This is a genomic window from Parabacteroides sp. MSK.9.14 (assembly GCF_019041495.1).
Classification (GTDB): domain Bacteria; phylum Bacteroidota; class Bacteroidia; order Bacteroidales; family Tannerellaceae; genus Parabacteroides; species Parabacteroides merdae.
The window spans coordinates 43,345-65,479 of record NZ_JAHPXO010000029.1 but is presented as its reverse complement, the minus strand read 5'-3'; the positions used below and the strand labels follow the sequence as shown (position 1 = coordinate 65,479).

Annotated in this window: 13 protein-coding genes and 1 pseudogene; 6 read left to right on the top strand and 8 right to left on the bottom strand. The window is 48.2% G+C overall.

Features of this window, described 5'->3' with window-relative positions:
* A pseudogene (locus KTG12_RS15220) lies at nucleotides 1-254 on the top strand (hypothetical protein); the annotation flags it as partial.
* A 254-nt stretch (nucleotides 255-508) separates the two neighbouring features.
* Here KTG12_RS15220 and recQ read toward each other — a convergent pair.
* On the bottom strand, nucleotides 509-2,341 hold the full coding sequence (gene recQ / locus KTG12_RS15215; RefSeq protein ID WP_155144223.1) for a DNA helicase RecQ: 1,833 nt from the start codon (nucleotides 2,339-2,341) through the stop codon (nucleotides 509-511).
* Between the two features lie 130 nt (nucleotides 2,342-2,471).
* Here recQ and KTG12_RS15210 point away from each other — a divergent pair, with 130 nt between their 5' ends.
* Both KTG12_RS15210 and KTG12_RS15205 read left to right on the top strand, forming a co-directional pair.
* On the top strand, nucleotides 2,472-3,731 hold the full coding sequence (locus tag KTG12_RS15210) for a DEAD/DEAH box helicase (protein WP_036723667.1): 1,260 nt from the start codon (nucleotides 2,472-2,474) through the stop codon (nucleotides 3,729-3,731).
* A 73-nt stretch (nucleotides 3,732-3,804) separates the two neighbouring features.
* Nucleotides 3,805-5,214 carry a Gfo/Idh/MocA family protein gene (locus KTG12_RS15205; protein ID WP_005638644.1) on the top strand — a complete coding sequence of 470 codons (1,410 nt, stop codon included), beginning with the start codon at nucleotides 3,805-3,807 and terminating at the stop codon, nucleotides 5,212-5,214.
* A 654-nt stretch (nucleotides 5,215-5,868) separates the two neighbouring features.
* Here KTG12_RS15205 and KTG12_RS15200 read toward each other — a convergent pair.
* The 7 genes from KTG12_RS15200 to KTG12_RS15170 all read right to left on the bottom strand — a co-directional run bounded on the left by KTG12_RS15200 (nucleotide 5,869) and on the right by KTG12_RS15170 (nucleotide 18,467).
* Entirely contained in the window at nucleotides 5,869-7,800 is a 1,932-nt protein-coding gene (locus tag KTG12_RS15200) for an NAD(+) synthase (protein ID WP_138273409.1), read from the bottom strand.
* Between the two features lie 238 nt (nucleotides 7,801-8,038).
* Nucleotides 8,039-8,161 (bottom strand): hypothetical protein, encoded by a 123-nt coding sequence (locus tag KTG12_RS22100; RefSeq protein WP_256304076.1) that lies wholly within the window; start codon nucleotides 8,159-8,161, stop codon nucleotides 8,039-8,041.
* A 132-nt stretch (nucleotides 8,162-8,293) separates the two neighbouring features.
* On the bottom strand, nucleotides 8,294-10,480 hold the full coding sequence (locus tag KTG12_RS15190) for a glutamine synthetase III (RefSeq protein ID WP_138273407.1): 2,187 nt from the start codon (nucleotides 10,478-10,480) through the stop codon (nucleotides 8,294-8,296).
* A 67-nt stretch (nucleotides 10,481-10,547) separates the two neighbouring features.
* Nucleotides 10,548-11,777, bottom strand: a complete 1,230-nt coding sequence (locus KTG12_RS15185) for an LL-diaminopimelate aminotransferase (RefSeq protein ID WP_005638636.1) — start codon at nucleotides 11,775-11,777, stop codon at nucleotides 10,548-10,550.
* Between the two features lie 26 nt (nucleotides 11,778-11,803).
* The gene (gene dapF, locus KTG12_RS15180; RefSeq protein ID WP_046452027.1) at nucleotides 11,804-12,628 is read right to left on the bottom strand and encodes a diaminopimelate epimerase; all 825 of its coding nucleotides are present in this window, start codon (nucleotides 12,626-12,628) and stop codon (nucleotides 11,804-11,806) included.
* A 442-nt stretch (nucleotides 12,629-13,070) separates the two neighbouring features.
* A complete protein-coding gene (locus KTG12_RS15175; RefSeq protein ID WP_005638634.1) occupies nucleotides 13,071-14,711 on the bottom strand; it encodes a family 78 glycoside hydrolase catalytic domain in 1,641 nt (546 codons plus the stop codon).
* Nucleotides 14,712-14,894: 183 nt separating this feature from the next.
* Nucleotides 14,895-18,467, bottom strand: a complete 3,573-nt coding sequence (locus tag KTG12_RS15170) for a glycoside hydrolase family 2 TIM barrel-domain containing protein (RefSeq protein WP_138273405.1) — start codon at nucleotides 18,465-18,467, stop codon at nucleotides 14,895-14,897.
* 71 nt (nucleotides 18,468-18,538) lie between these two features.
* Between KTG12_RS15170 and KTG12_RS15165 the strand changes: the two genes are divergently transcribed.
* From KTG12_RS15165 to KTG12_RS15155, 3 genes are all read left to right on the top strand, one after another.
* Nucleotides 18,539-18,877, top strand: a complete 339-nt coding sequence (locus KTG12_RS15165; RefSeq protein WP_022322245.1) for a cupin domain-containing protein — start codon at nucleotides 18,539-18,541, stop codon at nucleotides 18,875-18,877.
* 293 nt (nucleotides 18,878-19,170) lie between these two features.
* Entirely contained in the window at nucleotides 19,171-19,950 is a 780-nt protein-coding gene (locus KTG12_RS15160; protein WP_005638629.1) for a DUF4469 domain-containing protein, read from the top strand.
* A gap of 128 nt (nucleotides 19,951-20,078) precedes the next feature.
* Nucleotides 20,079-22,034, top strand: a complete 1,956-nt coding sequence (locus KTG12_RS15155) for a PL29 family lyase N-terminal domain-containing protein (RefSeq protein ID WP_155144226.1) — start codon at nucleotides 20,079-20,081, stop codon at nucleotides 22,032-22,034.
* Nucleotides 22,035-22,135: the final 101 nt, after the last annotated feature.

The following is a 22,135-nucleotide window of genomic DNA, read 5'->3' as shown; positions in this document are numbered from 1 at the left end:
CGGAGGTTGATCAGAAGCGTATCGTTATCAAGGATATGGGGAGTGGTCAAATCAACATCGGATTTACCGATGCGGCTTCTATCACCGATACGGTTGAAATCTCATTGACGGATGAAGAATTAGCCTATCTCAAAAGCCGTGTTGAATTTATTGATCGAAACGGTATGTTTTCAGAGTTCACTATGCCCACATACGTGAAGATACTGGACACGCCATATATCAGTTCGGATTTTGAGAACATGAACAACCTGTAAAACAGAATATGTAGGGGGAAAAGAAAAAGCCCCCGGCTCGTTAGTAAAGACGCCAATCACATACTAACAAACAAAGCGACGCACCGCGCGACCGGGGGCTATGTACCTTCTGGCCGCGATGCGTCGCTTTCGTTTTTATGTTAAGTATCATATAAACGATACTTAAACGATATCCTTATTGCTTACAGTAATAGCAACATCCACCTCTTTTTTTGATTTTTCGTTTTTAAAACTTGAATTTTTGGTTTTGCGGATTATAATTCCTTTTTAGGCAAACGAAGGACAAAGCGGATCAGGGCGACGAATACCTTGCCGTATTTGTCCAGCTTGAGCCGTCCGACACCTCGTATTTCGCTGAACTCGTCGAGCGTAACCGGTTTCTTACGGACCATATCTTCGAGGGCGTCATCCGAAAAGAGGATATAAGCCGGGGTATGTTCGCGTTCGGCAATCTGCTTACGGAGTTGTTGCAGGGAGTCGAGCAATGTTTCATCCACGGAAGTGGATTCGATCGGACGGATCGGACGGTATTTGTAGCCGCCTTTCTTGGTCGGCAGGGCAAAATCTTTGATCTTTTGGTAAATGGTCATGAGCGCCTGCTGCTCGCCGAAAAGGACTTTACGTCCTAATGGAGTCACTTTTAGGTGACCGGCCGACATATAGTCGATTTCAATATAACCGAGCTGAAGCATCTGATATAAGTATTCTTTCCACTCTTTGTAGCTGAGGTCTTTGCCAACACCATAGGTTTTTAGCTTGTCGTATCCTTTTTCCTTCAGTTCATCCTTTTCGGCTCCCCGGAGTATATCGATTAGCAGGTGCATATTGGCTGTTTGCCCGGTACGAAAAATACCGCTCAGGGCTTTCTGTACCAAGATGCTCCCGTCGAAACGTTGGGGAGGGTTCTTGCAGACGTCGCAGTTCCCGCAGTCCTTGTCCGTTTCTTCTCCGAAATAGCTCAGCAAGATACGACGCCGGCAGATGTCTGCCTCGCAATACCTGCGCATCCGGTTCAACTTCTGTAAACTGACGTCTTTCTGTCCGCTTTCCTCTGCAAAACGGCGAAGGAGCAGGATGTCGCCCACGGAATAGAACAGAAGCGTGTCGCTTTTCATTCCGTCCCGTCCGGCACGGCCTATTTCCTGGTAGTAGTTCTCGATGCTTGCCGGCATATTATAATGAATGATCCAGCGGACATTGCTTTTGTCTATCCCCATCCCGAATGCGACCGTTGCACACACTACATTAACACGGTCGTTGATGAAATCGTCCTGTGCTTTCTCGCGTTTGTCGGAGCTTAGCCCGGCATGATAGGCGACTGCCCGGATGCTGTACTCAGACAGTTCTTCGACCAAAGACTCCGTACTGTTACGGCTCATGCAGTAGATGATACCGCTCTGCCGGTGATGCCGGTTGATGAAATGGACGATCGCTGCGATCTTTTCCTTTTTGCTCAGCCCGCGGCGGATAGTGAGCGACAGGTTCGGGCGGTCGAAAGACGAGATGAATGTTTTAGGATCACGCAGTTTCAATTGATTCAGGATGTCCGTCCGGGTGATTTTGTCTGCCGTAGCTGTCAGGGCGATGATCGGTACTTTCGGAAAATTCTCTTTCAGAACGGACAACTGGGTATATTCGGGGCGGAAATCATGTCCCCAATGCGAGATACAATGCGCTTCATCGATGGCGATCAGCGAAATGTCGATGCGGGGCAGGAGCCAGTGTAGTTCGCTAATGATCCCTTCGGGGGAGATGTAAAGCAGTTTCACCTTTCCCTGTATGCAGAGTTGTCGTACCCGGTGGCGTTCTTCCTCCGGCATCATGCTGTTGAGCGTAGCAGCCGGTATGCCATTGGCGATCAGCCCTTCGACCTGGTCTTTCATCAGAGCGATAAGGGGAGATACTACGATGGCGGTTCCCGGCATATAGATCGCCGGAAGCTGGAAACAGATCGACTTGCCGCCACCCGTAGGCATCAGGACCAGCGAATCTTCTTTCTGCAAGGTGCGCTGTATGATTTCGGCCTGTAAGGGGCGGAATGAAGTGTATCCGAAGAACCGTTTGAGTAGTGACAATAATTCTTTCATGAGAATCAAAAAGAACTGAATATTTTTAAAAAGCACGCAAATATAGCAAATTATTGCAGAGATGCCGGATTTTTGTGTATCTTTGTCACCATTATTTATTTAACGAGCCGTGACGGCTCATACTTATTATATGACATTTGAACAATTGGAACTAATCGAGCCGATACGAAAGGCTCTCAAAAAAGAAAAGTACACAACTCCCACTCCCATACAAGCCGAAGCCATTCCCGTAGTATTGGACGGATCTGATTTATTAGGTTGCGCACAGACCGGAACAGGTAAGACGGCAGCTTTCTCCATCCCTATCATCCAAAAGATCGAAGAGCGGATTTCGAGGGGACGTAAACCGGGCATCAAAGCCTTGATCCTGACTCCGACACGCGAATTGGCGATCCAGATAGGTGAAAGTTTTACGGCATACGGGCGTTATACTCACGTAAAACATACCGTTATTTTCGGTGGCGTGGGGCAGAAGCCGCAGACAGATGCATTGGAACGGGGTGTAGACGTATTGATCGCAACTCCCGGGCGTCTGCTGGATTTGATCAATCAAGGTTTTATCCGCCTGGACACATTGGAATATTTTGTTTTGGACGAAGCCGACCGGATGCTGGATATGGGATTTATCCATGACATCAAACGCATCCTTCCTTTACTGCCCCGAAAGCGCCAGTCCCTGTTCTTCTCTGCAACGATGCCGCCGGAGATCGAACGCCTAGCCGGAACGATCCTTCATGAACCTGAGAAAGTGGAGGTGACTCCTGTTTCTTCAACCGTCGATACGATCGACCAGTCTGTCTATTTTGTTGAGAAAGTGGAAAAGATCAACCTGTTGAAGAATCTGCTGGAAGACCGCTCACTGGAATCCGTCTTGGTTTTTACTCGTACGAAGCACGGAGCCGACAAGGTTGCCCGTGTCCTGAACAAATCCGGGATCGGTGCGGAAGCCATTCATGGAAACAAAGGGCAGAGTGCCCGTCAGCGTGCCTTATCCAGTTTTAAGGATCATACGCTCCGTGTCTTGATCGCGACCGATATCGCCTCCCGCGGTATCGATGTCGACCATCTTTCGCATGTCATCAACTATGATTTGCCGAATGTACCTGAAACCTATGTGCATCGTATCGGTCGTACCGGTCGTGCCGGCCGTAGCGGGATCGCTTTTTCCTTTTGCGATGTGGAAGAGGTTCCGTATCTGAAAGATATCCAGAAGCTGATCGGTAAAGAAGTGCCGGTTGCAGGAGGCCATATGTTCGAGACGGTCGAGGTAAAGGAAGCGGTAGCCGAGAAGAAAAAAGCGATAAAAGAAGAGTCCAAGCGCCGGAATATGTTCGGTAGCAAACGGGATGGCAGCTTTTGGCGGAATAAGAAGAGAACGGCTGCAAAATAATGGGCTATCTCCTTTGATATATGCATGGAATGTTATACATTTGCCCACTTAACATAAAATTCTAAATTGAAAAATGGAAAACACTCGTCGTTCATTCCTGAAAAAGATGACCGCTGCCGGAATCGGTACGGCTGGTCTTGCATTGAGTAGCAATGCTGCTGCTACGGTTACAACAGAAACTAGTGCAGAGAAGAAAAAGAAACCCGCCGGCAAAGACGATGGTAAATTACGCTTCGGTTTTATCGGTACAGGTTCTCGTTGTCACGAACATATTAACAACGTGTTGTCTATCCCCGGAAACAAGATCGTGGCTATCTGCGATATCCAAGCTGGTCCGATCCAGCGTACGCTGGATCATATCGCCAAGTTCAATGTTCCGGCTCCGAAGGTATATACAGGCAGCGAACGTGAATTTGAAAAAATGTTGAACAACGAAGAATTCGATTGTGTCATCATCGCCAGCCCGTGGGAATGGCACGTGCCGATGTCGGTTGCAGCCATGAAAGCCGGTGTCCCTTATGTCGGTGTGGAAGTATCTGCCGCCAATACGCTGGAAGAATGCTGGGATCTGGTCAACGTATCGGAAGCTACGGGAAGCCATCTGAACATCATGGAAAACGTTTGCTATCGTCGCGACTGCATGGCTGCGTTGAACATGGTCCGCAAAGGCCTGTTCGGTGAATTGCTGCATGCGACTTGCGGTTACGAACATGATTTGCGCGATGTCAAATTCAATGATGGTAAACATTATACTTACCAGAAAGGCGGTGAGTTGCGCATGGGTAAAGATGCGTTTGCAGAAGCCCAGTGGCGTACGAACCATTCTGTCCGCCGTAACGGCGATGTCTATCCGACGCATGGAATCGGACCGGTGGCAAACTGCCTAGACATCAACCGTGGTAACCGTTTTCTCTCCTTGTCTGCTATGGCAACCCAGTCTCGCGGTTTGCATAAGTTCATCGTGGACAATGGCGGTGAAAATCATCCGTTGGCAAAAGTCCGCTTCAACTTGGGTGACATCGTGACTTCCATGATCAAGTGTGCGAACGGACAGACGGTTATCGTTACGCATGATACGAATTCCCCCCGTCCTTACTCTTTGGGATTCCGCATTCAGGGAACCGAAGGTTTATGGATGAACGATGGCGATCACGTATACGTTGAAAACCAATCCAAACCTCACCGTTGGGATGATTCGGAAGAATGGTTCAAGAAGTTCGACCATACATTGTGGTCCAAGCATGAAGCCGAAGCTGCTCAGGCCGGACACGGTGGTATGGACTACGTGATGATGTTCGACTTGATCAACGCTATTCATAACAAGAAACCGGCTCCTATGGACTGCTACGATGCTGCTGCATGGAGCGCTATTTCCGCTTTGTCCGAGATGTCTATCGCCCGTGGCGGCGCATTGGTAGACTTCCCCGACTTTACTCGTGGACAGTGGATTCACCGTCAGCCGGCATTTGCATTGTCTGAATAAGAAAACTGAAATATCCATTAAAAGGCTATCGGGTTCCGGTAGCCTTTTTTTGTGGGAACGGTTGGCTATATGTAAATATTTCAAAGAGCGTTTGTGAATCGATTACCCTGCAAATATATGGCATTATAAAAAAGCGGAGTCGATTAGAGTCGAATAGAGTCGAATAGAGTCGATTAATCTTTTCATGTTCATGGATCGATTCTTCCGGATTGTGATCTGCTTTTATATATAGCCTGCTGCTTTATGGTGCGAATCACCGGTGATTTGAATTCAAAACACCGGTGATTCGTTTTCAAAACACCGGTGTTTTGATTGGGGGGCTGAGATGCCGGTCCTTTAGGTGTTGGCGGGATTTTTTGAAGTTTCGCCTTTTGTCGTTTTCAAAAATTGAAAAAAGTCCCGTTTTATAATTAGTTATAAGAGAATACTTAGTTATTATATATAAGGAATCGTCATAGCAAAAGGTCAAGAGGTGGTGATTTGCTGTTGCAATGTATTGGTATTCACTGTTTTATTGATCGTTTGCAAATGGACATAGCTATCAATAAAACAATGAATACCAATAAAAATCGTTTTAGCAGTCATTTTAATCGACTCTAATCGACTTTGCTTTTTTATGGTTTCGTATCTTTGTCGGGTGAATCGGTTCGGTATCTATATGTTGATCCGTTCTATCTCTTCCAACCAGAGTCGCGACACCGCATCGCTCGGCATACGCCAGTCACCACGTGGTGAGAGGCTGACGGAGCCGACCTTGGGGCCGTCTGGCAGGCAACTGCGTTTGAATTGTTGTTGGAAGAAGCGGCGGAAGAAGGTGTAGAGCCATTTCTTGACCGTTGCATTGTCGTAGATGCCTGCGAAGGCTTTTTGCGCTAAGAAATAAATCTTGGACGGATGGGAACCGAAACGCAGGAAATGGTAGAGGAAGAAGTCGTGCAGTTCGTACGGGCCGACCAAGTCCTCTGTCTTTTGCTTGATGTTGCCGTTCTCGTCTGCCGGGATCAGTTCGGGGCTGATCGGCGTGTCGACGATATCCAGCAAGGTGAGGCGGGAGGCATCGTCCACCTTGTGATTGGCAACCCATTCGACCAGGTATTTGACCAATGTTTTCGGGATGCTGCCGTTCACGCCGTACATCGACATATGGTCGCCGTTGTAGGTCGCCCAGCCGAGTGCCAGTTCGGAGAGGTCGCCGGTTCCGATCACGAGGCCGTTCTTCTGGTTGGCGACATCCATCAGCAGTTGGGTCCGTTCGCGTGCCTGGCTGTTTTCGTAGGTCACGTCATGGACGGACGGATCATGGTCGATGTCGCGGAAATGTTGAAGGCAGGCTTCCTTGATCGGGATCTCTTTCAGTGTGACGCCGAGGGAGCGGATGAGGTCGCAAGCGTTAGTATAGGTGCGGTCGGTCGTACCGAAGCCGGGCATCGTGATGCCGATGATCTGCCCCCGTGGCATCTTCAGAGCGTCGAACGTCATGACGGTCACGAGCAGAGCCAGGGTGGAGTCCAGCCCGCCTGAAATACCGACGACAGCCGTTTGAGCATGTGCATGGACGAGTCGTTTGGCAAGGCCGGCTACCTGTATGTGGAATATTTCTTCACAGCGTTCCTTCAAAGCCTCTCCGGAGGGAGTGAACGGATGCGGATCGACCGGACGCGTCAGGCTGAATCCGTCCGGAATCCGGACTTGGAAGTCTACAACCTGTGCCTTTTCCTTCGGTAGACCGGATGTGCCATACATGAAGCTGGTGTTGACTTGCCGGTCGTTCTGCAAAGTCTCTATGTCGATCTCGCTGATGACAAGCTGTTCTTCCATCGTGAAACGGGGAGATTCGGTAAGCAGGTTGCCGTTCTCGGCTATGATCCCGTTACCGGCAAAGACGAGGTCGGTGCTCGATTCGCCGAAGCCGGAAGAGGCATAAACATAGCCTGCCATGCAACGGGCGGATTGCTGGCAGATCAGCGAACGCAGGTAGGCGTGCTTGCCGATCAGCTCGTTGCTGGCGGAGAGGTTGAAGATGATGTTGGCTCCTTCCATCGCCAGCAGGGAACTGGGGGGGACGGGAACCCAGAGGTCTTCGCATATCTCGATGCCGGCAGTCAGCCGTCCCGAACGGAACAGCAGGTGGCTGCCCATCGGATATTCTTCTTCCCCGATGGAAATTGTCGATTCCCGAAGTTCCGTGACAGATGTGAACCAGCGTTGTTCCTGAAATTCTTTATAGTTGGGCAAATATGTCTTGGGGACGACACCCCGTATGGCTCCTTTCTGGAAGACAACGGCGGCATTGATCAGCCGGTTTTCCGTCCGTAGCGGAACGCCGACGATGGTCAGGATATCCAGGTCGGCCGTGTTGCTGACCAACTGGAGCAGTGCCTCTTCTGCGCCATCGAGCAACGTCTGCTGGGCGAAGAGGTCGAGGCAGGTATAGCCGGTGACGGACAGTTCCGGGAAAGCGATGATCTGCACGCCTTTTTCCGATGCTTGCCGCATCAGTCCTTCTATTTTTTCTATATTATAAAAACAATCCGCTACCTGTACAAGCGGTACGGCGGCGGCAACTTTTACAAATCCGTAGTTCATATTTGTTTATATTTGTCTTATAGTTTTTTGAGCTTGTCGGGGTTCTGACGGCAATCCCATAATAAAACGACTTGTATCGTGTGATCGTTTTCTCATGGTATAGATAATTTTATAGTAGCCTTCTACCAGAGAGCGATACTGCTTTGTCCTGTTTGCAAAGGCAGGTTCTCCATTTCTTTGATACCTTTTCCTTCGCTTAATTCTTTTTCGGCAATATCGATTTCAGCATTTGCTTCGTCTATATTGAAAGCGATATTAGTATCCGTTTTGTATATTTTTCCAGCTTATCCATCACTTCCAGACTGTCTATCTCGTCCAGATAATCGCGGATAAAGTTCTGTTTCCATTGTTGTAATTCCATTGCCGTCATGACGTAAACTCCTTTCTTATTGAATTATGCTCCAAAGGTATGCAATTCCTTTGTAATAAAAAAGAAGGGGATCCATACTTCACAGCACGTTCCCCTTGCAAACACAAAACAATCAACAAAAAACTATCTGATAAATAATAGTTCCCTGTATTTCGGCAATGTCCAGATCTGGTCGTCGACAACCAGTTCTAATTTGTCGATGTGGTAGCGGATGGCTTCCAGCATCGGGACGATCTTGTCGTGGTAGGCGATTGCCTTCTCGCGTTCGCTTTCGATCTTGTTAGCGACCTTGCGGGCTTCCACCATTTCATCGACCTTCTCTTTGATGAAGTTGGTGCGGTTGGCGATGTCTTCGATGATCTCCAGGTTGCGGGACGAAAGGGCGGAAGCCTTATCGGCAGGGAAGAGGTCTTTCATCTTGTAGACGTTGTCGATCAGGGAAGTCTGGTATCTGGTGGCGGTCGGGATGATGTGGTTCATCGCCAGGTCACCGAGTACGCGAGCTTCGATCTGGATTTTCTTCGTATAGGTTTCCCATTTGACTTCGTTACGGGCTTCCAGTTCCTTGCGTGTCATGACGCCGGTGGATTCGAACATCCGGACGCTGCTTTCTTTCAGATAGTTGTCGAAGATTACCGGCACGCTTGTCTCGCAGTCCAGGCCACGACGGGCTGCTTCGGCTTTCCATTCGTCACTGTAGCCGTTGCCGTCAAAATGGATCGCCTTGCATTCCTTGATGTCTTTACGTAGTACTTCGAGGATGGCGGCGAATGTCTCCTTGCCATCGGCAATTTTTGCATCGACCTCGGTTTTGAATGTCTTCAACTGTTCGGCTACGGCAGCATTCAGGGCGAGCATGGCGGAAGCGCAGTTGGCCTCGGAGCCTACGGCACGAAATTCGAAACGGTTGCCGGTGAAGGCAAAAGGTGAGGTACGGTTACGGTCGGTATTGTCGATCAGCAGTTCGGGGATACGGGCGATGTCGAGCTTCATGCCTTGCTTGCCTGCCAGCATCAGGTCTTCCGGTTCGCTTTTTTCGAGATGTTCCAGGACTTTCGACAACTGTGTTCCGAGGAAGCTGGAGATGATTGCAGGAGGTGCTTCGTTAGCTCCTAAACGATGGGCATTGGTGGCACTCGAAATGCTGGCTTTCAGTAATCCGTTGTGGCGGTAGACAGCCATCAGCACATTGACGATGAAGGTGATGAAGCGGAGGTTTTCTTCCGGTGTCTTGCCCGGAGCCATCAGCAGGATGCCTGTGTCGGTTCCCAGTGACCAGTTGTTGTGTTTGCCGGAACCATTTATGCCTTTGAACGGTTTCTCGTGCAGCAGGACACGGAAGCCATGTTTGCGGCTGATCTTGCGCATCAGAGCCATTACAAGCAGGTTATGGTCGTTCGCCAGGTTGCATTCTTCGAAGACGGGAGCCAGCTCGAACTGGTTCGGGGCGACTTCATTGTGGCGTGTTTTCAAAGGAATGCCTAATTTGAGCGACTCGATTTCCAACTCCTTCATAAATTCCATGACACGGGTCGGGATGGCGCCGAAGTAGTGGTCTTCCAATTGCTGGTTCTTCGAACTTTCGTGTCCCATCAGCGTACGGCCTGTCAGCAACAGGTCGGGACGTGCGGCATACAGTCCTTCGTCGACTAGGAAGTATTCCTGTTCCCAGCCCAGGTAAGCGTATACTTTCTTTACATCCGGATTGAAGTAATGGCAGACGTCTGTGGCAGCCTTGTTAACGGCTTCGAGGGCTTTCAATAGCGGGGCTTTGTAGTCCAGCGATTCTCCGGTATAAGCGATGAAAACAGTCGGGATACAGAGTGTGTCACCTACGATAAAAGCGGGAGAGGAGGGGTCCCAGGCGGAATAGCCGCGTGCCTCGAATGTGTTCCGGATACCGCCGTTCGGAAAACTGGATGCGTCGGGTTCCTGCTGGATCAGTAGCTTGCCAGAGAACTCTTCGACCATGCCGCCCTTGCCATCGTGTTCGACGAAAGCATCATGCTTCTCGGCTGTTCCTTCGGTCAGCGGATGGAACCAATGCGTGTAGTGGGTGGCTCCCATTCCGATCGCCCACTTCTTCATGCCGGCAGCTACGATGTCGGCTGTTTCTCGGTCGAGCGGAGCGCCGTTGTCGATGCAGTCCGTGATCCGTTCGTACGCTTTTTCAGGAAGATATTTGAACATCTTCGCCCGGTTGAATACGTTCTGCCCGAAATAGTCGGATGGACGTTCGGCCGGAGCCGGTATTTCTGCAGCCCGTTTCTTGAAGGCTGTTTCTACTACTCTGAATCTTAACTTTGACATAGATATAATGATTTGATGTGATAATTTTCCAAATTAACCTGTGGATTGGAATTCATCGACTGTTAGCTTAGAGCAACCACTTCTTCAGCCTGCTCATGGCTTCCAGCGTGTCGTCTCTGTCTCCGAAAGCGGTGAGACGGAGAAAACCCTCGCCACCGGGTCCGAACCCCACACCGGGAGTCCCTACTATATTGACTTCGTAAAGCAGTTTGTCAAAGAATTTCCAAGAAGAGAGTCCGTCCGGTGTTTTCAGCCAGATGTAAGGTGCGTTTTCGCCGCCATACACCCGCAGGCCGCAGCTCTGGAGGCTTTCCCGCATGATGCGGGCGTTGGCCATGTAATAATCGATCGTTTTCCGGACCTGCTCTTTCCCTTCCGGGCTGTAGACTGCTTCGGCTCCTCGCTGGGTGATGTAGCTCGTACCGTTGAACTTCGTGCACTGACGGCGGTTCCACATCCGGTTCAGCGGAACCCGTTCGCCTGCCAGGGTAAAGGCGTTCAACTCTTTCGGAACAATCGTGTAACCGCAGCGCACACCTGTGAAACCGGCTGTTTTGGAGAAGCTGCGGAACTCGATCGCCACCTTCTTTGCTCCCTTGATCTCGTAGATAGAGTGGGGGATATTGGGATCTTGGATATAGGCCTCGTAAGCCGAGTCGTACATGATCAGGCAATCATTGGCAAGGGCATAGTTCACCCATTTCTTCAGTTCTTCTTTCGTAAGCGTTGTCCCGGTCGGGTTGTTCGGATAGCAGAGGTAAATGATGTCTACGCGGCGGCTGGGCAGATCGGGCACGAAGTTATTGGCTTCGGTGCAGGGGATGTAGACCACGTCGCTCCATTTGCCGTTTTCCAGCGTACCGGTCCGTCCGCTCATCACGTTCGAGTCGATATATACCGGATAGACCGGGTCTGTCACACCGATACTGTTGTCGTGACGAAGCATGTCACCGATGTTTCCACAGTCGCTTTTGGCTCCGTCGCTCACGAACACTTCTCCGGGTTCGAGGAAGATGCCGCGACTGGCATAATCGTTCTTGATGATGGCATCTATCAGGAACGGATAGCCTTGTTCGGGGCCGTATCCGTGGAATGTATCCTTGCTTGCCATCTCGTCGACCGCCTTGTGCATGGCTTCGATGACGGCAGGGGCTAACGGTTGCGTCACATCGCCGATACCCATGCGGATAATTTTCTTTTTGGGATGTGTAACCTTAAAACTGTTTACTTTCTTTGCGATGTCCGAGAACAGATAGTTGTTTTGCAGCTTCAGGAAATGTTCATTAATCAGTGCCATATTCTATCAATAGTTTTTTGTTGTGTTTATATTTCCAGTTCCCCCTCGAATACTTTGACCGCCCCGCCAGTCATATAGACGTGTCCGGAACTTTCATCCCAATGGATGGTAAGAGGGCCTCCATCCATGACGACTTTGGTTTTTCGTCCGGTTTTCCCGCGCACTGCGCTTGCTACGGCTGTCGCACAGGCTCCGGTCCCACAGGCTTGCGTAATGCCGGAACCGCGTTCCCAAACCTTCATCCGTACTTCGTCTGTACTTAGCGCCTGGACAAATTCGACATTCGTCCGGTTTGGGAACAGCGGATGGCATTCCAATAAAGGTCCGATGACCGGCAGATTTATATTCGTGATATCTTCGACAAAAATGACAAGATGCAGATTCCCCATCGAGATGACCGTTCCCGTATAAAAATAGTCTCCGGCTTCTATTTCAAGGGCTGTTTCACCTATTACCGGACAGCCCATGTCGACCGTCACTTCGGTTACCTCTTCGTGGGAACCGGAAAGTTTCCGGGTGGTCAGTTGCAACTCCTTGATGCCGGATAATGTTTCCAGCGTAATGTTTTTTTTGTTCGTCAGTCTTTTGTCATATACATATTTGCCGATACAACGGGAGGCATTTCCACACATCATGGCTTCGGAACCGTCCGCATTGAAAATACGCATGCTGAAGTCGGCGATTTTTGATGAACCGATCAGAACCAGTCCGTCCGAGCCGATCCCGGTATGGGGAGCACTCAACCTAATGGCAAGCTCTTCCGGGTTCCGGACCGGAAAAGCCATTGTATTCACGTATATGTAGTCGTTTCCGGCTCCGTGCATCTTTGTAAATCTGATTGGTTCTGTCATTTTTATCGCTATTATTTTGTTTAATATGTCTTTTTGTTTTATTGCAATGCAAATATACGACGTTTTGACATTTTTGATACGTAAATTATGTCTTAATGTATAATAATAATGTATTTGTGATGAATTGTTATAAATAGGGCTGTTTTATGTTATAAATAGTAATGAGGATACTTGTTTTATCTTTGTTATTGTAAGTTGTTCTATGCGAATGGCTATCTGAGTTTATGATGAGGACTTTTGGTTTTGGAAGGATGGGAAGAAATTCTGACTGCTGATCGACACACCTCCTGAAAGATTTCATGAGGTCAAAATAAAAATTCGCTTGCTATTTGTTTTTTTGGCACGGGTTACACGAGGAAAGAATAAAAAAGTCCATGTAATCCGTGCCTAAGAGAAATCATATAGGTATTTTGATACAGTTCCTTAACCGGCATGAAAGAGGTTATTTTTGGAATATCTCCGGATATTTGTTGATGAAATAGATCGGGGTGCAACTCCAGGCATGGCAATAGCTATTGATTACGAAGAAGCCATAGGGGGAAAGGTAATCATTGTTCGGGTCATAGACTTCCCAAAAGGTATCGGCTCCCCGCTTTACCATACTACCCCAATAATCGGTAATCAGTTTGCGTGCTTCTTGCGGCATGCCGCATTGCAGAAGGGCTTCTATCACATAATGGTAAGCATAGGGGCAGCCCGGATAGCAAGCGTCGGGCATGGACATGACGGTAGCCATTGCCTTAGCCCCTTCTTTTTTGTCCAGTGTGTTGGATAGGATCATCCAAACTTGCGACAGATAGGAGATTTGTTTGTCTTTGCCGCTGACCATTACTCCTCGCTTCTTGTCATAGAAATGTTGGCGGGCAGCTTTCTTCATCTTGCCGGCTATTGTCGGCCATTCGCCGGCCTCCTTTTCTTTGCCTAACATTTTAGCCAATTCGTAGCTGTGTTGTAGGGCGAAAATCGTTAGTCCTTGCATGGAAGCCTGCCGGTCATATCCGTCTTTCCAGTCGAATACCAACCAGTATTGAGGTTTCTTGTCCATGTCATAGATCCATTCCGGTGAAAACTGGCGAAGTGCTAACTCTATCTGGCGGACAACAACAGGCCACAGGTCATTCGCTGTTTCCCTGTCCCCCGTCTCTTTCAGGTATTCCAACAATGCTACGTTATAAATGAGGCAGTAGTCCAGTGTGTGCGTGCCGTATTGCGGATGGGGTTGAGGCTTTTCGAGCAGTGTGGCATGCAGCAAGCCTTCGTCGTTGGCGAAGGCGGCGAGCAGATACAGGCAATGTTTGGTCAGTTCATGGTTCTTGAACGTATGGGCGTTTGCCAATGCTTCGAGATAGAGGTCGCCGATCCACAGGCGGCGATCCCGTTTGGGGCCGTCTTCATAGACAGTCTGCATGCATTCTTTCAGGGTATTCAAGCCTACTTTATATATATCCCGGACCAGAGGATCGGTGGTAGAGGCTAAAGCCGGTGCTTCGTTGGTGACGGAGGTTTGTGTCTTGAAGGTCAGCTTGTCGAACACGAAGTCGAAACTGCCCGATATGCCCAGCAGTTCGATTTTCAGGTAGCGTCCTGCCAGGCGGCGCGGGATCGTCATCTCGTGGGGGACGCTCATGACCGTCACGATCTCGTCCTGCACCCAGGAACGGGCCAAACCTCCCTTATAAGGTTCGAGCGGGGTGTTCAACTCTCCCGGAACTTCTGCAAAGGTGAACTTAAGCCGGACGGGTGCGTCTGCTGCTTTTAATCCGGACGGTTTGATGGAGAAAGTGAGATAGCCGGTATAATGATTGCCGAAATCCAGGGTAATGGCTGGATGCTTTTTGAACGGCTCGTTGAAGAGGATATCCGGTTGTCCGGCATCTTCCATCCGCCAGCCCTGGAATGCTTTTGTGTCCTGTACGGAACGGACGACTTTGACGGGAGAAATAGTCTGATAACTCAACTCCGGCTTGCAGGCCTCAGCTTTCCGGAGCCATTCTTTACTGTCGCTGAAATACGTGCTTTGCGCCAGGCAGGTCGATCCCCAAGCGAATAGGGTAAAGCCTGCGGTCAATAAGATTTTCTTCATTCTTTATAGGGGCTTAGTAAATGGTTGCTTTGTTTGAATGATGCTTTATCGGTGAATAAAAACCGCCTTATTCCTGTGCTGGGCACAGGATCGCGTTATAACTGGCCGTAGATAATGCCTGTTCTTTTGCGATCCCGCGTCGAGCGTGGAAACAAGGCGGTTAAGTCTTCATTCGCCGATAGGTTACTTCGCGTTCTCGATGCGGAACGAGTAGCTATAGTTTTTGTTCTTTTCAATTTCATAATGTGGGCGCGGGCCTGGGCCGCAACTGCCGTTTCCAATACCACGCTGGATGCAATCGAGATTTAGAATCACTTCCGCACGGCGGATATTGTCGAGGTCATGCCCGTAAGTCAGTTCCCACAGTTCCGGATCGGTGAAGTGGAGTGCGCTGAAGTTCAGGTGGTCTTTAGATGTGATTCGGATACCTTGGTTATCGAGGCTTTTTAGCGTCAGCCAGCGTACATCGTCGCGGTTACCCATCGACTGGGCACGTACGTAGGCTTCTTCCATTCCAGTCACGGTGTTCTTGTACAGGCCGACATAGGCTGCATTTTTGCGGTCCCAATAGTTTTCAATCGGGCCGCGTCCGTACCATTCCACCTGTTCGAGTGTCGGGTTCAAAGCAACCTGGAGGCCGAGGCGAGGCAGGTTGAAGTCGTTGCCAGCTTTGAAAGTCGCGTCTACATCGACCGTACCGTTTGCATAGACTGTATAGGTGACGTCGAATGGCAGTACCACTTTTTGGGTTCCGCTTCCTACGGTAGCTTCCAAGCTCGTGGTAATGGTCACCGACTTTTTGTCGGTGGCCTGCTTCCAGTCGAATGCCTGCTTTTTGACGGTGGTCGGCAGATAATCCCGTTTATCATTGTCCATTGCACGGAACCAGTTGAAATCGAAACCTTCCTTATTATAGATCATATCCGTACCGGCATAGCGTAAAGAAACCATCTTGCCTGTCTCAGGATTGAAAGCGATGAAGAATCCCGGAGCGCGAAAACCGATCTGCTCTTTTTCTTCTTCGACTTTCAGTGTGTCGTTGAAAGCTGTGTCGACAGGAGCTACTGCAATCTTTCCGGTCAGTGAATATTGCTCGGAGGCTACTTCGTGCCCGGCATTCGCCCAATTGCAATCTTTTTTCAACCGGGCTGACAGGTTGAGGAAGTATTCACTGCCGGCATCCAAAGCCGTTTTATAAGGAATCGTCACTTCGATGTCTTTGTTCGGAGCTGCATCGCCTAAAGATAATACGCCCGATTCGACTATTTGGCCGTCTTTCAACAACTGCCATTGTAAATCGAACTGATTCAGATTAAGGAAATCGTAGCGGTTTTCCAGCTTCACTTTACCAGCCTTCAACTCTACCGGTTTGAATTTGATATATTGGTACACTTTTTTCACTTCGATCAATTTAGGAGTTACCTGGCGGTCGGGAGTTACGATACCGTTACAGCAGAAATCAAAATCGTTAGGTTTGTCGCCGAAGCCACCGCCGAAGTAGTAACGGTCAGACAATTCGCCATATTTGTTGATACCCTGGTCCACCCAGTCCCAGATACAACCGCCTATCATGCGGCAGGAATGGTTTTCGATATAATCCCAATATTCATCGAGGTTACCGATCGCATTACCCATTGCATGCGCATATTCGCAAAGGAAGAACGGTTTGTCGCTCTTCTCCTCGTCCTGTTGCTTCATCGACTCGATGGAAGGATACATTCGGGAATCCATGTCGGCGATCCGGTTTTTGCCTTCATAATGGATCGGACGCGGATCGAGTTTGCGGGCTTCCTTGTATACGGTGTCGAAGTTTTTGCCGTCACCGGATTCGTTACCCATAGACCAGAAGATGACGGACGGGTGGTTCTTGTCACGCTCGACCATGCGAACCATACGGTCTACATAGGCGGGTAACCAGCTTTCCTTGTTGCTGATCGAATGGTTGCCGTGACACTCTATATCGGCTTCGTCCATCACGTAGAGGCCATAGTAGTCGTGTAATGCGTACATCTTGGCATCGTTCGGATAATGGCTCGTGCGGATCGTGTTCAGATTATAACGCTTGAAAAGCAATATATCCTCGATCATCGACTCGACCGGAACCGCTTTTCCGTGCTGAGGGTGGATGTCATGGCGGTTGGCTCCTTTGAAGAACACCTGCTCATTATTGATATATACCCGCTTGTTCTTGATCTCGATTTTGCGGAAACCGAATTGTGAAGACATAGCTTCTAGTGTTTTGCCAGTCTTGTCTTTCAATTCCAGTATCGCCGTGTAAAGGTAGGGAGTCTCGGCAGACCAGAGACGCGGGTTCTTGACTTCGACGCTGGCCGTGTTGATCGTTTCCTGTCCTTTCCTGATGTCTTTGACAACATCGGATATAAAGGCCACCTGTTTGCCGTCTTGGTCCAGCAACGTGATGTCGACAACCGCTTCGTCCACTGTTTTGCCATAGTTCGTCACGTTTGTACGGACATTGAATATCGCCTTGCTCAGGTCATCTCCTGTGAAGGAAGCGGTCAGATAGTAATCGCGCAAGCGCAGCTTGGGAGTCGCGAACAGATAAACATCGCGATGGATACCGCTCAGGCGGAACATATCTTGGTCTTCCAGGTAGCTGCCGTCGCTCCAACGGTACACTTCGACAGCCAGGACGTTCTTTCCCGGCTTTACATATTTCGTGATATTGAACTCTGCGTCGTTATTCGCTCCCTGGCTGTACCCGACTTTCTTTCCGTTCACCCAGAGGTACATTGCACTGTAGACTCCGTCGAAATGGATAAAGATTTCACTTCCTTTCCAGTCGTCCGGAATATTGAAGTCGCGGCGGTAGGAGCTGACCGGGTTGGGTTCGTCCATAATCGTGTATCCTTTCTTGCCTTGTATGAAAGGAGGGTTGTTGCGATGCGGATACGTGATGTTTGTATAAATAGGAGTACCGTATCCGTACATTTCCCAATTGGAAGGAACCGGAATTTCTTTCCAGCCGGAAACATCGTAGTTCGGTTTATAGAAATTGACCGGACGCTCGGACGGCTGTTTTACCCAATTGAATTTCCAGTTGCCGTTCAACAACTGGTAGCGCGGCGAGTTCGGGCGAAGCCAGGCTTTGCGGTAGTCTGGCGAACTTTTCAGGCTTTCCACGGAAGGGAAGGGGACATAAGTCGTATGCCCCGGCTCCTTGTTGATAGCGAAGATAGTTTCGTTCTCCCAATCCTTGTCACTGGAACTGCGCAGGGCCTCCTTGTCAATTTTGATGTTTGTCCAGTGTTGTCTGGCACTGGTCGAATCAGCGACAAGCTGGAGAGCCGCTTTTCCTGGTTGCCCGTCGTCACTGATACCGAGGTTCAACCCGTTTGTTATGTTGGTGAACGTGTAGGTGTTTCCTCCTATCTTCGTGAGTTTCCAGAATTGGTTCATATTGGTCGCTCCGTTGTCCCACTGGATAACCGGGCCCGGTTCTTTCGTGTTGTTGTTGTCCACGCATTTATCGGAGAGGGGCGTACAGATCTTATAGACCCCATGGCCGGGAGTCGTCAGTTGCCATACCTGCGACACGCGGTTCTCCACACGGTTGTTGATGAATATCTGGGTCCCGTCGTCTTCGCTGTCTTGATTGTCGAGAACCAGGTTGTTGCTGCTTACGATCTCGTAATAGGCGTTGGGATCGATTTCTTGTGAATGTCCGGTTCGGGGAAGCATGGCCATAAGTATAAGCATGGCGAAGAGCGCCCCAGTAGAAATTCTATTTTTCATGTTGATAGATTTAATAATGCATCAAATGTACGAAAAAACGATTATTTTTGTAATAATTAAATTGCAAAATCATGAAATACGAGAGTAACAATTTTCAGTTTGAGGCAGAAATGCCATGGGAATCAGCGGGTGAAGGTATCGTTAGGCAAATCATGGGTTATAACGACAACCTGATGATGGTCAAAGTCAAGTTCGAAACAGGAGCAATCGGAACGCCGCATACACATCCGCATACGCAAACGACTTATGTAGCGAGTGGTGTGTTCGAGTTCACGACGGACGGTGAAACGAAGATTGTGCGTCCGGGTGACGGCGTATATATGAAACCGGGTATTCTGCATGGTTGCATATGCTTGGAAGCTGGTGTTCTGATCGACACGTTCAGTCCGATGCGGGAGGATTTCTTATAAATGGCAGGAATCCCATTTGTACTACGAAAGTAGCCGGAAGTTCGTATTTGTAATAATAATTGATAATTAAAAGGAAACAAAAAAATAGACATAGTTCGATTAGAACTACGTTAATAATGATGCAAATCTATAAAATAAATCCTAACAAAACGGGTTTTTGTATTAATTTTTATTACCCGTTTGAACCTTTTTGCCAAAATAAGGTGTGTTTTGGTTGTTGATATGGATTTCGTTACTTGAAAAACGCCATAAAAGGAAATAGTTCTAATCGAACTTAATCAAATTTTAAATTTATGGCTTTAAACGAACCTAAAATGCGTAGCATTACCGGCAAATTAGTCGCTAATAAGCTGACGGAGCGTGATGATGACTTTTCTTTTAATGTAACTTATCAGGCAAATCGTTCAGTCAAAGACTTATGCAAGCTGGCTGCAACGAACAGTAAATTTACGGCGTCTGAGTTGGAGAGTGCCTATAACGACTTGATGGCCCAGGCTAAGATAGAACTTTACAATGCTTCTACCGTAGAGTTCGGGTTTGCGAATAATTCACTTGGCGTGGACGGTCCGTTTATAGGTCCGGATGCCAAATTCGATCCGTCGGTCAACAATGTAACTTTACGTTGTTCACCCCGTATCGAATTTAAGGAAGATTTGAAAAACATCAGTGTGATTGTCGCCGGTACGGAAGAAGGATTGCCGACCATTACGAAAGTTGTCGATGTGGCAACCGGCAGTGAAAATCTTCGGATCACTCCGGGCGGTGGTCTTAACGGCGAAGGCAACCGGGTGAAGATAACCGGTTCTGAAGGGCAGACGGTCGGCTTCTTCTTCGTGTCCGATACGGATAAAACGGAAATCCCTGTCCCGGTTTCTGCTTTACTACGCAACGACCCATCTTTTTTTTCATTTATCATTCCTCAGTTAAATAAGGGGGCTTACTATTTGGAGGTTGCGACTCAGGCAAGCACAAATTCAAAGAAGTTGTTGAAGGAACCCCGTCGAAACCGCTTCCCCTATCCTTTGTATGTGGGAAATATTCCCGGAGAAGAAGAACGTCCGGGTGAATTATAATTTGTTCCGGTCATCGGCACTGAACGGTGCTGGTAACTGGCACCGAATGGTCTTGACTACCGGCATCCAGCGATGCCGGTAGTCAAGACTGATTAGTATTATTAATCGAATTTTTATATAACAGAAAAATGAAAAAGATAAAAACAAGTATTTGTGTTTGGTTAGCTCTTTCTGCTGTGTTTATGACCGGATGCTATAATGATGAAGATTTATGGAATAAGATTTCGGGATTGGAGAACCGTATCGAAGCTTTGGAAACCTGGCAGGCTGCGGCCAGTAGCAATATTGATGCTCTTCAAAAGTTGATGGACGAAAATGACTATATCACGGATGTCACTCCTGTGGTTTTAGGCAGTGATACGGTCGGTTATACGATACGTTTTAAGAATCAGGAACCGGCTACGATCTATCACGGCGAGAAAGGCGAAAAAGGGAATACCCCCCTGATCGGTATAAAGCAGTCGGAAGATGGAAATTGGTATTGGACACTTGACGGCGAACTGATGAAAGATTCTAAAGGCAATATAATCGGCGCTAATACACAGAATATACCTCCTGAATTGAAATTAGGAAGCCAATTGCCGGATGATGCCATTCTGATTGGTGGGGGTAAGAAGAATGATACTGCCGTTTATCTTTCTGTAGACGGAGGCAAGCAATGGGCGAAAGTCTCAGGTGAGCGTGGCGAAACGGGAGAACAGGGTCCGACCGGCTCACAAGGTCCTGCCGGTAGCGGTGGGGACGGTGGTAGCTCGTTCTTTAGCGATGTGAAGGTCTATGATGACTATGTGGAATTTATCTTGACTGATGGAACCCGGTTCAGTATGCCTGTCACAGTTGAGAATTATATCGATATAAATGATATAGATTGGGATAAATCCAACGTGTGGAAAGTGATGGATGGCGATAAGCAGGTTGCGGAGATCTGTAAGGAAGGGTTCGGCCGTATTCCGGGGCAAAATGGCGTGACTTATCAGGTCGTAGCCGTTTATCCTGTAGGTGAAGATAACAAGGTAGACCTTGCCAATGGATATATAGCGAAATATCTAGGAGGTGCTAAAGGCAGTAGGAATATTGCCGGAGGTAACATTGGTTGGACAATGCGGGGTAGTTATGAAAATGGTAATGTGTCACCTCTTGCAGCTTTTATTGCGGGAACTGGAGGGAAGGAGGAAATCTCCAAATTGATGATTACATCATCTAAAAATGTCAAGGAATGCAAAAATGGGATTGATAAGTATAAGTTAGAACCCTATACCATTTCGGATGCTGACGGTATTGAGTATCCTATTGTCAAGATAGGAGCGTCTTATTGGATGAGAGAGAATTTGCGTGCTACAAAGTTTAAGGATGGAACTTCTTTGGTTTATCAGCGGAGCGCAACGGATGACCAAAAGTCTCAAACTGTTTATCTTAACGAATATTCGACAGGTACTCAGTATCAGAAAGCAGCTATGTATGATTATTATAAGAAAGATGATAGTTTTGATGTGGAAAGTCAGAGCGATGAGGTGAAGAAACGATATGGTTTGCATTATAACTTTTCGGCTGTGGCGGGAGATTACGATCCATATGTCCAGAATCTTGGTTCAGATTACAATATTCTTTCACAAGATATAGAAGGACAAACTAATAATAGTCTTTGCCCCGAAGGGTGGCATATTCCGACAAGTTTTACGCATGGTGTATTTGGAAATTATTATGCAGACATGGAATATATTGATTATATTTTTGGCTTTGACTGGTGGCATATGATGGCTTCTAATGTGGCGGAAAATAAAGATAGTCGTGATTGGGCGGCTGCTCAATGGTGGAAGTCTGGTGATAATACTCCTGATAATTTGAGTGGACTCTCACTTTATGCTGTGCCTGCACTGGGACAGACAACAGGGTTTGGTAAAACCAATACTCCTAAGTTTAATTCAACGGAGTTAGAAGGAACTGTCTTATTTTGGGTCGATATCTTGTCAAAGGGAATTCCGATGCTTCCATATTTGGATGGCGACAATGATATGATTAATAATAATGTCTCAGCGGCAGCAGTCGGAGCTTGTTATTTCCCTATCCGTTGCGTGCGGGATTAGTGAAGGTCATATAAAAACAGAAGCAAACTTCAGTTTAGAGGTTTGTTTCTGTTTTTTATATAACATACAGATTTGAGTGTGTTTTGTTACGGAGATCGGTA